General features: G+C 59.7%; 10 protein-coding genes. 9 read left to right on the forward strand and 1 reads right to left on the reverse strand.

Annotation, left to right across the window (positions count from 1 at the left end; genetic code table 11):
* Nucleotide 1: 1 nt before the first annotated feature.
* The 8 genes from pelG (at nt 2) to I4W09_RS03280 (ending at nt 10,297) form a co-directional block, all read left to right on the forward strand.
* Nucleotides 2-1,546: an exopolysaccharide Pel transporter PelG gene (pelG, locus tag I4W09_RS03245; RefSeq protein WP_196031806.1), complete on the forward strand. Its 1,545-nt coding sequence runs from the start codon at nt 2-4 to the stop codon at nt 1,544-1,546.
* On the forward strand, nt 1,536-3,305 hold the full coding sequence (locus I4W09_RS03250; protein WP_196031809.1) for a CotH kinase family protein: 1,770 nt from the start codon (nt 1,536-1,538) through the stop codon (nt 3,303-3,305). Before pelG ends, I4W09_RS03250 begins: the two co-directional genes overlap by 11 nt.
* Complete coding sequence (locus I4W09_RS03255) at nt 3,292-4,083, forward strand: polyphosphate polymerase domain-containing protein (RefSeq protein WP_196031812.1); 792 nt, start codon at nt 3,292-3,294, stop codon at nt 4,081-4,083. The genes I4W09_RS03250 and I4W09_RS03255 overlap by 14 nt, the downstream gene beginning before the upstream one ends.
* Nucleotides 4,084-4,086: 3 nt before the next feature.
* Nucleotides 4,087-4,752 (forward strand): DUF4956 domain-containing protein, encoded by a 666-nt coding sequence (locus I4W09_RS03260; RefSeq protein WP_196031815.1) that lies wholly within the window; start codon nt 4,087-4,089, stop codon nt 4,750-4,752.
* Between the two features lie 251 nt (nt 4,753-5,003).
* Nucleotides 5,004-5,975, forward strand: coding sequence for a LacI family DNA-binding transcriptional regulator (locus tag I4W09_RS03265; RefSeq protein ID WP_230318657.1), 972 nt, complete (start codon nt 5,004-5,006; stop codon nt 5,973-5,975).
* 184 nt (nt 5,976-6,159) lie between these two features.
* Nucleotides 6,160-7,560: a PTS transporter subunit EIIC gene (locus I4W09_RS03270; protein WP_196031820.1), complete on the forward strand. Its 1,401-nt coding sequence runs from the start codon at nt 6,160-6,162 to the stop codon at nt 7,558-7,560.
* A gap of 106 nt (nt 7,561-7,666) precedes the next feature.
* Nucleotides 7,667-9,208 carry a glycoside hydrolase family 32 protein gene (locus I4W09_RS03275; RefSeq protein WP_196031823.1) on the forward strand — a complete coding sequence of 514 codons (1,542 nt, stop codon included), beginning with the start codon at nt 7,667-7,669 and terminating at the stop codon, nt 9,206-9,208.
* Nucleotides 9,209-9,304: 96 nt separating this feature from the next.
* Nucleotides 9,305-10,297 (forward strand): PLP-dependent transferase, encoded by a 993-nt coding sequence (locus I4W09_RS03280; RefSeq protein ID WP_196031826.1) that lies wholly within the window; start codon nt 9,305-9,307, stop codon nt 10,295-10,297.
* Here I4W09_RS03280 and I4W09_RS03285 read toward each other — a convergent pair whose 3' ends face one another.
* Nucleotides 10,298-10,645, reverse strand: a complete 348-nt coding sequence (locus I4W09_RS03285; RefSeq protein ID WP_196031829.1) for a winged helix-turn-helix domain-containing protein — start codon at nt 10,643-10,645, stop codon at nt 10,298-10,300.
* 193 nt (nt 10,646-10,838) lie between these two features.
* Here I4W09_RS03285 and I4W09_RS03290 point away from each other — a divergent pair, with 193 nt between their 5' ends.
* Complete coding sequence (locus I4W09_RS03290) at nt 10,839-12,350, forward strand: IMP dehydrogenase (protein ID WP_055251158.1); 1,512 nt, start codon at nt 10,839-10,841, stop codon at nt 12,348-12,350.
* Nucleotides 12,351-12,556: the final 206 nt, after the last annotated feature.

The following is a 12,556-nucleotide window of genomic DNA, read 5'->3' on the forward strand; positions in this document are numbered from 1 at the left end:
GGTGGCCGGAATCGGTTTTGAGCTCAAGCGCCTGTTTAGGCGTAAGGGTCTGTTTGCCACGATGCGCGCCTATGGCTACGCCGGCATTGTGTGTACGGGCCCCATGCTGCTGGGCGTGCTGCTCCAGGTGGGTATCTTGGTGCTGTGCGGTCTGTGGGGTGTGGGCCGTGCCAACCAAGATCTGCTGGTGTGCATGGTGACCTATACGCTGCTGGCGTCGCTCACGCTCACGAGTTTTTTCTCTATGCCGGTCACGCGCTTTTTGGCCGATATGCTTTTTGCCGAGCGCGAGGATGAGATCCTACCTTCGTTTTGGGGCTCCAACGCCATTATGCTCGTTGCGGGCACGGTGCTCTACGGCGTCTTTTTGCTGTTCTCGGGCGCCACGCTGCTGCAGGGGCTGCTGTGCCTGTGGCTGTTCAACATTATGATCGTCAACTGGAACGGCATGAGTTACCTCACGGCCATCAAGGATTACCGCGGTATCCTGTGCAGCTTTGCGGCTGCCATTGGCGTGGCGTGCCTGTGCGCCCTGGCCGCGCTGGCGCTGGGACTGCCGCCGGTCGAGGGCCTGTTGGCATCAATTGCTCTGGGCTACGGCGTCATGCTCGCCTGGGACGTGGTGCTGCTGTACCGGTATTTTCCGCAGAGCGATCGCAGCCCCTGGCTCTATTTACGGTGGCTTGATCAGTTTATGCCGCTGGCGCTCACGGGCTTGTTTACCAACCTGGGCCTCTTTGCGCACTTGGTGATAATATGGGCCGGTCCCATTGGTGTGCAGGTCAAGGGCTTGTTTTATGGTGCGCCCTACCACGATGTGCCGGCGCTCATCGCGTTTTTGACGATCCTGGTCACGTCCGTCAACTTTGTGGTCTCGGTCGAGGTCAACTTTTATCCGCGCTACCGCGACTACTACAGCCTGTTCAACGACGGTGGCGTGGTGGGCGACATTGTGGTGGCCGAGGAGGAAATGCTTGCCACGCTCAACCGAGAACTGCGTTTTTGTGCGCTCAAGCAACTGTTTGTGACGGCGGCGGTCATCTCGCTCGAGACCACGGTGCTGTCGGCCCTACCGTTGGGCTTTAACAACCTGATGCACGGGTATTTCCGCACGTTATGCGTGGGCTATGGCCTGTATGCCGTGGGCAACACGATCCTGCTGATCTTGCTGTACTTTACCGACTACAAGGGGGCCGTGCTGGCTTCGCGACTGTTTGCCGGTGTGGCCGGGCTGGCGACTGCCGTTTCTCTGCTCTTGCCGCAGCAGTTTTACGGCTTTGGCTTTTTGTTGGGTGCAGCGGTGTTTTTTATCGTGGCGCTGCTGCGGCTCGATACCTATACCGCCAATTTGCCGTATCGTATCCTGAGCCAGCAGCCCATTGTGGCGACCGTCAAAACGGGCTGGTTTACACAGCTGGGCCGCTTGCTCGACCGTGCCGAACAGCGCTATGAGGAAGGTCGCCATAAGGGTGAGCCACATGGCGCGTTTGAGCGCGCAGTAGTTCACGTGTATCGCAAGCATTGGGGAGGTTCTGATGACCGATAGGATGATGTCTCGTCGTCGCCTGTTTGAGGCGGCCTCCGGTGCGCTGTTGCTTTCGGGCTGCTCGGTGCAGGAAGACTCCTCGACCAACAAGGTCAAAAAGCAGGACAAGATAAAAAAGGCCGAGGCCTCCGACCAGTCCAAGCACCTGCGCGATAAGGACGAGCTGTACGAGGTCTACGACGACTCGGGTATTGTGACCATGTACCTGACGGTCTCGCGCGGTAACAGCTCCGAGAACACCGACCACAGTTGGGCCGAGATCAACACGTACTCGGTGTATGACTATGCCGACATGGGCGTGATGCGCTATCAGGTTATGGGCCTGCTGCAGCCGGGCGACGAAGACGGCCCGGTGGCCGGCGAGGTTGGCTATGGCGAGGAAGCGCCCAATGCTACCGTGCAGGTGCGTGGCCAGACGTCGAGCTCCTACACGCAAAAGAATTACAAGGTGGAGCTCAAAAAAGGAAAAGGTACCTGGCGTCAGCAGCGCGCGATTGCGCTCAACAAGCACATGGGCGAGGGTATGCGTTTTCGCAACAAGATGGCCTACGATCTTATCCGCGGGATTCCCCAGATGATGGGCCTTCGCACGCAGTTTGTGCATCTGTGGGTGTGCGACCAGACCGAAAAGTCCAACGATACCTTTGAGGACTACGGCCTGTTTACGCAGGTGGAGCAGCTCAACAAGACGGCGCTTAAGGTGCACGGCTTGGATAAGAACGGGCACCTGTACAAGGTGAACAGCTTCGATTTCCATCGCTACGAGGACACCATTAAGCTTGCCGACGATCCCGACTACAACCAGGCAAGCTTTGAGGGCATGCTCGAGATTAAGGGCGATTCGGACCACACCAAGCTCATCGAGATGCTCGATGCGCTCAACGACGAATCGCAAAAGATCGATGACGTGTTCGACACCTACTTTGATACCGAGAACCTGGTCTATTGGTTGGCGTTTCAGATCCTGACGGGCAACTGCGATACGCAGAACCGTAACTGCTATCTGTATAGCCCGCTTAACTCCAAGGTCTGGTATATCCTGGATTGGGATAACGACGGCATGCTGCGTAAGCTGGAGCTTTCTCTTACCGGGTTTTCGGACTACGCGAGCTGGGAGCGCGGCGTAAGCAACTACTGGGGCAACGTGCTGTTTAACCGCGCGTTGCGCAGCAAGTCGTTCCGCAGCGAACTCGACCGTGCCGTCAAGGACTTGCGCTCGTATTTAACCAAGGAGCGCCTGAGCAAGATGATCGAGCATTATCGCGAGGTCACGGAGCCGCTTGTCTTTGCTGCGCCCGACCTGGAGCATCTGCCCGTGACCAAGGACGAATACGAGCAGATCGCCGCGGCGATTCCCTCCGAGATCGAGGAGAACTATAAGAGCTACCGCGAGAGCTTTAAAAAACCCATGCCGTTCTACATCGGCGTGCCGCAGATCGATAACGGTAAGCTGCGCATTAACTGGGATGCGTCCTACGACTTTGAGGCGCGCGACATTCGCTACACCGTAGAGCTTGCGCGCGACTATGCCATAAGCGATGTGGTCTTTAAGGCCGAGGACGTGCTGCTTCCCGAGGTGACCTGTGATGCGCCCGATACCGGCCAGTATTTTGTGCGCGTGCGTGCCACCAACTCCGACGACTTTACGCAAGATGCGTTTGACTACTATGTGACCGACGACGGCAAGCACTACGGCATGAAGTGTTTTTACGTGCAGGACGGCGGTAAGGTCGTGGAGGACACGTATGAGGAGGGCTAGCGCGCTGCTTGAGCGCTTGGCGGCTCCGCCTGCGCGTACCACGCAGGAGCGTTACCGCCACGAGCTCAAATATCTCATTAACGAGGGTGAGCACGCCGCGCTTGCCTGTCGCATGGCGCCGGTTTTTAATCTGGACAAGCATGCGCGGGCGGGTGGTTACACCATTCGCAGCCTGTATTTTGACGACTACTGCAACTCGGCCTACGAGGAAAAAGACGCCGGCATTTTCATGCGCAAAAAGTATCGCGTGCGCATCTATAACGGCGGCGACAAGGTGATTAAGCTCGAGCGCAAAAAGAAGTACGGTAGCTGGATCTACAAGGAGGACGCACCGCTCACGCGTGGCGAGTTTGAGCTGATTCTTGCTGGCGACTACGACTTTTTGCTGAGGAGTCCGCACCAACTCTGCCGCGAGTTCTACATCGAGTGCATCTGCAACGTGATGCGCCCGCGGACCATCGTGGACTACGAGCGTGAGCCGTGGGTGATGGACGAGGGCACCGTGCGCGTTACGTTTGACATGAACGTGCGTGCCGTGGTGGGAAGCTTCGATATCTTTGACGTGACGTTGCCCGTGCTGCCGGTCCTGGAGCCCGGCAAGCTGGTGATGGAGGTCAAGTTTACGGAGTTTTGCCCGCAGCTGGTGCGCGATTTGGTGCCGCCGGGCGCGGCCGAGCTTACGGCGGTCTCCAAGTACTGCCTGTGTTACGAAAAGACCGCCTACCTGCGCGGATTTAATTACTGGGAATCGGATTTTGAGAACCGAGGGGATATTTAGACCATGAGCACCAGGGACTTTTTTAAGAACTCCGTTTTGGAGGCGTTTGGCCAGGTCGACCCTGCCAAGATTGGCCTGTCGCTGCTCGTGGCGCTCGCCATGGGCATCCTGATCTATTACGTCTATAAGCGCTTTTTTACCGGCGTGGTGTATTCGCGTAGCTTTGCCGTGACGCTTGTGGGCATGTGCGTGCTCACCTGCATGGTCACGCTCGCGATCTCGACGAACGTGGTCATCTCGCTCGGTATGGTCGGTGCTCTGTCCATCGTCCGCTACCGTACGGCGGTCAAGGACCCACTCGACCTGCTGTATCTGTTTTGGGCCATTACCACGGGCATTACGGCGGGAGCCGGCATGTATGCGCTCGTGGCGCTCACGGCGGTGGTGATCGTGGTGATGATCGCCGGCTTTGCGAGCCACCAGGACAAGGCGCGCGTGTACATGATGGTTATCCACTACACGGGCCAGACCACCGGCGACGATATCGTGCGTGCATTTGGGCGCACCAAGTTCACCGTTAAGTCCAAGACTATGCGCGGCGACAAGGTCGAAATGGCCGCCGAGGTGTTCTCGGATGGTGTGGATATGCCCTATGCTGACGCCATTCGCGCGCTCGACGGCGTTGAAGATCTAACGTTGATCCAATACAACGGTGAATACCACGGCTAGAACCCTAGCGAGCAAATTGCGCAAAGAGGGGCCCTCCTGGTCGAGCGTACGTTAGCGAGCGGGCAGCTGCCGTGGCGAGGTGCCACGAAAGAGGAGCGACGCGTACTTCATGTACGCGAGCGACGGTTTGAGCGGCAGATCGCCCGGCAGATGTCCGCGCAGCGTCGAGCGGTCCGGCGTTCGTTAGAACGCCGGAACGAACAGGTATCATGGTGAAAGCGATTTCAATGACAGGGGTGCTCGTGGTAAAGATGAAAGATGTGGCCGAGTTGGCGGGCGTTTCGAGCGCCGCCGTCTCGCGCTACCTCAACGGTGGATATATCTCGGCGGACAAGGCCGAGCGCATTAAGCATGCAATCGAGCTGACCGGATACGTGCGATCCAGCCAGGCTCGCGCGCTGCGCACCGGTTCCACCAAGCTCATCGGCGTCATCGTGCCTAAGATTAACTCGGAATCCGTAAGCCGCATTACCGCCGGTATTGGCCAGGTGCTCGGTCGCCGTGGCTACCAGATGCTGCTTGCCAATACCGATAACGCGGCCAATCGCGAGCTCGAATACCTCGATTTATTCCAAAACCACCCGGTCGATGGCATTGTGCTGGTGGCAACCATGATCACCGACGAGCACCGTCGCGCGATTGGGTCGTGCCGCGTGCCCATTGTGCTGATCGGCCAACATGTCGAGGGTACGGCGTGCGTCTATCACGACGATTACGAGGCTGCCTTTGAGCTCGGCCGTGCGCTTGCGGGTCGCGTTGATGGCAAGATCGCCTACATCGGAGTTACCGAAGAGGACCGCGCGGCCGGCTATGACCGCCGTCGCGGTTTTGAGGCCGGCGTGGGCGCCGCGGGCGTTGTGCTTGATCCGAGCCTGATTCGCCAGGGGTCCTTTACGCTCGACTCGGGCTATCGCGCTGCGCGCGAACTGCTCTCCGTCGATCCCGATGTTTCGTTTATCGCCTGCGCGACTGACACCATGGCGGCGGGCGCGCTGCGTGCCATCGATGAGGTTCGCGGTATGGGCGAGGGCATACACCGCGTGAGCGGTTTTGGCGACAACGCGTTTTTGCGCGCGCTGACGGGCGGCATTCCCACTGTGCATTATGGCTACCTGACCAGTGGCGTCGAGGCGACCAATATGTTGCTCAACACGCTCGATGGCGTGGAGGGGGAGAGTGGTCTAAAGACGCTCAAGCTCGGCCATCAGCTTATGAATGTCTAGGCTTTGGGCACGTCTGCCTGCCTCTGAGCCGCCTCTTTTTGCTTTAAAACTACCTTTCGCCGGCTTTTTCCTACCGTTCACCCTACTGTGAAAACGATTACAGACATATGAAACTGAAAACGATTACAGTTTAAGTGTCAAAGATGGCCGGGTGCAAATGCGCCCGTTGGAGGAAAGGGAAGTCATGGACTACCGCAAATCAGCCCAAGAGGTGCTCGACAACATCGGTGGCGCCGGCAACGTTGTTTCGGCCGCACACTGCGCCACGCGTCTGCGCCTGGTGATTGCCGATAACGCCAAGGTCGACAAGGGAGCCCTCGAGAATATCGACGGCGCCAAGGGCGTCTTTGAGGCCCAGGGCCAGCTCCAGATTATTTTTGGTACCGGCACCGTCAACAAGGTCTACGAAGAGTTCATCGCGCTCGGCGGCGTCGAGGCTGCCACCAAGGCCGAGGTCAAGGAGGCCGCGGCGCAGCAGCAGAACATCTTTATGCGTGCCATTAAGGTGCTCGGCGATGTCTTTGTCCCCATCATCCCCGCCATCGTGGCCTCGGGCCTGCTGCTGGGAATCATGAGCGCCCTCAACTTTATGGCCTCCAACGGCTTTATCGCGCTCGACACCAATAACTTTATCTACAAGATTGCCGACCTGGTCTCGGGCACGTCCTTTGGTATTCTGCAGATCCTGATCGGTTACTCCGCCGCTAAGGCCTTTGGCGCCAACCCGTACCTGGGTGCCGTCGTCGGAGGTGCGTTCATCAACTCCTCGCTGCAGAGCGCCTACACGGTTGCCTCCGAGGGCGTTCAGACCATGGTCACCGTCATCCCCGGCGTCTACAGCTTTGAGTGGGTCGGTTATCAGGGCCACGTGATCCCCATCGTCATCGCCTGCGCCATTCTGGCCTTCCTCGAGAAGCGCCTGCACAAGATCGTTCCCGAGATGTTCGACCTCTTTGTGACCCCGCTCGTCTCGGTGTTCGTGACCGTGCTCGTGACGCTCGTTGCCGTCGGCCCCATCTTTGTCTGGGCCGAGAACGCCATCCTCGGTCTGATCCAGGCCCTTCTGACCCTGCCCTTCGGCATCGGTTCCTTTATCGTCGGCCTGTTCTATGCCCCCACGGTCGTTACCGGTATCCACCAGATGTACACCGCCATCGACCTGGGCCAGCTCGCCCAGTACGGCGTGACCTACTGGCTGCCCATTGCTAGCGCCGCCAACATCGCCCAGGGTGGTGCCGCACTTGCCGTCGCCTTTAAGACCCGCGATGCCAAGATCAAGGGCCTGGCGCTTCCTTCGGCCCTGTCCGCCTTCATGGGCATTACCGAGCCTGCCATCTTTGGTGTGAACCTGCGTTTCTTTAAGCCCTTCATCGCCGGCTGCATCGGCGGCGGTTGCGGTGCCCTGGTCTGCGCGCTCACTTCGCTGGCCGCCTCCGGCACGGGCGTTACGGGTATCTTCGGTATCCTGCTGTGCCTGGCCCAGCCCGTGCAGTACGCGATCATGTTTGCGGTCGCCGCGCTGGTTTCCTTTGCCGTCTCGTTTGTCCTGTACAAGGACGAGCCCAAGGCTTCCGAGCAGGCCTAAGAGCTTTTGATTGAGGGGTGCCCGCGGGTTTTATGCTCGCGGGCGTTTCCCGTATCTGGTGCCTATCTTTGGCGCCTTGTAACTTTCGATCCGTTAGGACTTTGATATGTCTAATGCACTTGGTCGCGACCTTGCAAAGCTGGTCGCCGCTGTTGACGCCGCCGCCTCTGAGTGCGGTCATGGCGCGTATGGCCAACGCTTCCATATTATGCCGCCGGCGGGTTGGCTCAACGACCCCAATGGTCTTTGCCAAGCGGGCGGCGTGTTCCATGCCTATTTTCAATATGCGCCGTTTGATGTCGAGGGCGGCGTTAAGGCCTGGGGCCATGCGACGAGCCGCGATCTTATGACGTGGGACTATGTTGGCGCTCCGCTGCTGCCCGACGAGCCGTTCGATTGCCACGGTGTGTATTCGGGCTCCGCGCTTGCCGAGGACGGTCGCATTCGCGTGCTCTATACGGGCAACGTTAAGCTTTCCGATGCGGACGGCACGTACGACTACGTCAATACCGGCCGCCGCGCCGATACTGTTTATGTCGAGAGCGTTGATGGCCTTGCCGGTCGGGAGTTCAGCCAAAAGCGCGTGGTGCTGGCTTCCGAGGATTATCCTGAGGATTTGACCTGCCACGTGCGTGACCCCAAGGTGTGGCGCGATGATGATGGGCGTTACCACATGGTGCTGGGCGCGCGTCGTCGCGTGGACGGGCCGCATGTCGATAGTCGATTTTGCGTCATGCACGGCGAGGGTGCCGGGCGCGATGTGGGTGAGATCCTGGTGTATGGCTCGGCCGATATGCTGAGTTGGGAGCTCGAGAGCCGCGTGTCTACGCCCGAGCGTTTTGGCTTTATGTGGGAGTGCCCGGGATACCTTGAGCTCGAGGCGGATGGCGGTGTACCGGCAAGGTTTCTGTCTTTCTCTCCCCAGGGGCTCGAGGGCGGTCGTTGGAACCGCGGCAACGTATACGCTGCTGGCTACATGCCTGTAACGGGCGACATCACCGGTGGTGACGGTGCCTATGAACTGGGCGAGTTCCGCCTGTGGGACGCTGGTTTTGACTTCTATGCTCCGCAGGAGTTCACGGCCGAGGACGGTCGCCATATTCTAATCGGCTGGATGGGCATGCCCGATGAGCCGACCTATGGCAACGCGCCTACCGTGGCGTGCGGCTGGCAGCACTGCATGACGGTGCCGCGTGAGCTTACAGTCGGTGCCGGCGGCGTAGTGCTGCAGCAGCCGGCGCGCGAGATTGAGCTCCATTATGCCTCGGTGCGTGTGGGGGAGGGCTCGTTGGAGGTTGCTGGCGATACCTGCTTTGACGTTGTTGTCGACGGTATCGACGGCGCGTTTACCGCGACCGTTGTTGGCGAGCTGAAGCTGGCGTTTGTGCCCGCTGGGGACGAAATGCCCTCGCGCTTTGAGATGCGATTTACCGATGAGGGTCGCGCTTCTGCCGGCTGCGGTCGTACCGTGCGCTGGGAGCCCGTCGATGAGGTGCGCAACGTGCGTATTGTTGGCGATGTCTCGTCGGTCGAGGTGTTCGTGAATGATGGCGCGCTCGTGTTTTCGACGCGCATCTATCCTGAGGCCTATGGCGTGACCGTTGACGCTCCGGGTGCTAACGTGACCTATCACGCGCTCAACATCTAGGCGTTTCGTCGCATATCGGCGCTATACTGCAGCCGTTGCCCACGATGCGGGGAACACCCGCATCGTGGGTTTTTGTTAATGAAGGGAGGTTGCCGTATGGGCGTACAGCAGCTAGAAGAGGCCTGGGCTTTGAGGACCGATGCGCGTGAGACGCGGTTGTTTGCGGCCCCGCATGTGCCGGTAGCGCTGTCGCAGCTGGGGATTGTGCGCCCCGGTGACCGCCTGGTGGCCTTTGCGGACGACTTTGCCGATGCGTTTGCGCGCGGCTTTGATGCCTGCGACGTGGCTATGGTGGGCGAGCCGTCGGTTGCGGCGTTTGCTGCTGCGTCCGAGGGCTTTGATGTTTCGTTTGATGCCGAGGGGCCGCACCTGTGGTGGTTCGTTAACTCTATCGGCGGGTTTGGTCTTCGTGTGCCCGGCCTTCGCGCTCTGGGCCGCGCGGCTCGTGAGGTCCACGCGCTGCTGGTTGTGGACAACACCGTGGCGTCGGCTTTTGGCTGCAATCCGCTGCGGCTGGGTGCTGCGCTGTCGTTCGAGGCGCTCGATCGTGTATGTGCCGGTGATGCTCCGCACAAATTGGTTGCCGTATCGGTCGCGCGCTCGCAGCTCAAGCGCCATCGCGTGGATGCCGCGGCTGAGTGCGCGCATGCCCTGCTTGAGGGCTGTGGCTTGGCCAAGCTTGATATGACTGCTGACGAGGCCGGTGTGCTGGAGCGCGGGCTGGACACGCTCGATGCCCGCATGCAGGCGCATTTCGACCGCGCACGTGCGCTGGCCGAGTATCTGGCCGCCAATGAGATGGTGCGCAACGTGCGCTATCCCGGGCTGAGCTCGCATCCCGACCATGCGGCTGCAACGGGAATCCTCGAGCACGGCTTTGGCCCGACAGTTGAATTTGACCTTATCGAGCGCAGCGCGGGGGTGCTGTTCGATGCTTTGCCGGGGGAGTTTCGCACATCGCCCGCTGGCGGCGCAACGACGCGTCTTTCGACCCCACGTGGCAAACAGGGGAGCACCGTCCGCCTCTTCGCCGGCACCGACGACCCCTTGATCGTGGCCGCCACCCTAGACAACGCCCTCCGTAAGTAGCTACTTTTTGGTGATGCTGGCGATGAGTTCGTTTGCTTTGTTGGCAATGACGTTGTTGATGTCGGCCTGCAGCTCCTCGTAGACCGCTATGGCTCGCTTGCCGGCGGGGGTGAGGGTGGACCCGCGGGCTCCGTCGCGCTCGATGAGTTTGCAGCCCAGCTGGCCTTCGGCTTCGTTCACAATGCGCCAAGCCTTGGAATACGCCATGCCCATGCTCTTGGCGGCACGGTTGAGCGAGTGCTCGCGGGCGATGCCCTGCAGCAGTAAGACGCAGCCGTGGCCGAACACGCCCGGCAGATCTTTGTCGCACGCTTGAATGACCAACTTTGCCGTCGTCTTGTACTCCATGCGCTCCACGTCTCCCCGCTAAAGTGTTTGCTGGGCAAACGCAAAGCCTGCGTCAAACCCTCGTGTGCTCTTCTTATATCATGCATTGTAGCAGTCAAAGTGCGTTAAGATACTTCCCCAGTATTGGGCGCCCAAGGTTGGGCTGGGTCCTACGAGGCCTGCAGCCGACCGGTCGCATGGAAAAAGGAGAAACATGGCTACGTTCTTTCCCGGTGAGTCCCACACGTTTTCGGAGTATCTGCTTGTCCCTGGTTACTCGTCCTCGCAGTGCATCCCCAACAACGTCTCTCTTAAGACGCCGCTAACCCGCTTTAAGCGCGGTGAGAAGCCGGCAATCACCCTGAACATCCCCATGGTTTCCGCCATCATGCAGTCCGTCTCGGGCGTCGATATGGGTGTCGCGCTCGCTACCGAGGGTGGCCTGTCCTTCATTTACGGTTCGCAGAGCGCCGAGTCCGAGGCCGCTATGGTCAAGGCCGTCAAGGATCACAAGGCCGGTTTCGTTCAGTCCGATTCCACGCTGACCCCCGACATGACCATGGAGCAGGTCATCGAGCTCAAGGAGAAGACCGGTCACTCCACCATGCCGGTTACCGACGACGGCACTCCCAAGGGTAAGCTCCTGGGCATCGTCACCAGCCGTGACTATCGCCCCAGTCGCGATGACCACCAGACGAAGGTCTCCGAGTTCATGACCCCGCGTGAGCAGCTCATCGTGGGCGACAAGAACATCAGCCTCAAGGTTGCCAACGACGTCATCTGGGACAACAAGCTTAACGCCCTGCCCATCGTCGACGACAACGATCACCTCATGGGCATCGTCTTTCGCAAGGACTACGACAGCCACAAGACCAACCCCAACGAGCTGCTCGACGGCGACAAGCGCTACATGGTCGGTGCCGGTATCAACACCCGCGACTATGCCGAGCGCGTGCCGCTGCTCATCGAGGCCGGTGCCGATGTCCTGTGCATCGACTCTTCCGAGGGCTTCAGCGAGTGGCAGAAGCGCACCATCGAGTGGATCCGCGCCAACTACGGCGAGGACGTCAAGGTCGGTGCCGGCAACGTCGTCGACGCCGAGGGCTTCCGCTTCCTGGCTGACTGTGGTGCCGATTTCATCAAGGTCGGTATCGGCGGCGGTTCCATCTGCATCACCCGTGAGACCAAGGGTATCGGCCGTGGCCAGGCCACTGCGTTGATCGACGTCTGCCGCGCTCGCGACGAGTACTACGAGGAGACCGGCGTCTACGTGCCCGTGTGCTCCGACGGCGGTATCGTCTACGATTACCACATGACGCTCGCCCTGGCCATGGGTGCTGACTTTATGATGCTGGGTCGCTACTTCGCCCGCTTCGACGAGAGCCCGACCGAGCGCGTCAACGTCAACGGCCAGTACATGAAGGAGTACTGGGGCGAGGGTTCCGCGCGTGCCCGCAACTGGCAGCGCTACGATCTGGGTGGCGCCGCGAAGCTCAGCTTCGTCGAGGGCGTCGACTCCTACGTTCCCTACGCCGGTTCCCTCAAGGACGGCGTGGGCGGCACGCTCTACAAGGTCAAGTCAACGATGTGCAACTGCGGCGCCCTCTCGATCCCCGAGCTCCAGGAAAAGGCACGCCTAACGCTGGTCAGCTCGACCTCGATCGTCGAAGGCGGCGCCCATGATGTAGTCGTGAAGGATTCTCAGCAGTCCGTATCTTATCGATAAGGTAAGAGCCTCACATAAAGGTTGAGTTTCAACCACGTTATTTAGATAAAGCGAGATGCCCGCAAGTCGCAGGCATCTCGCTTGTCGTATTTGCTATCATCAGTCAAGTTAACCTTAGGGTCGGGTGGCTTGGCTTTGTTCGCTACAAGTTCCGCACGCAAAGAAGAGCACTTAATGTGCTCTTCGTCTTGCGCAGGACTGTCCGC

It is taken from the genome of Collinsella aerofaciens (assembly GCF_015670795.1).
GTDB lineage: Bacteria > Actinomycetota > Coriobacteriia > Coriobacteriales > Coriobacteriaceae > Collinsella > Collinsella aerofaciens_Q.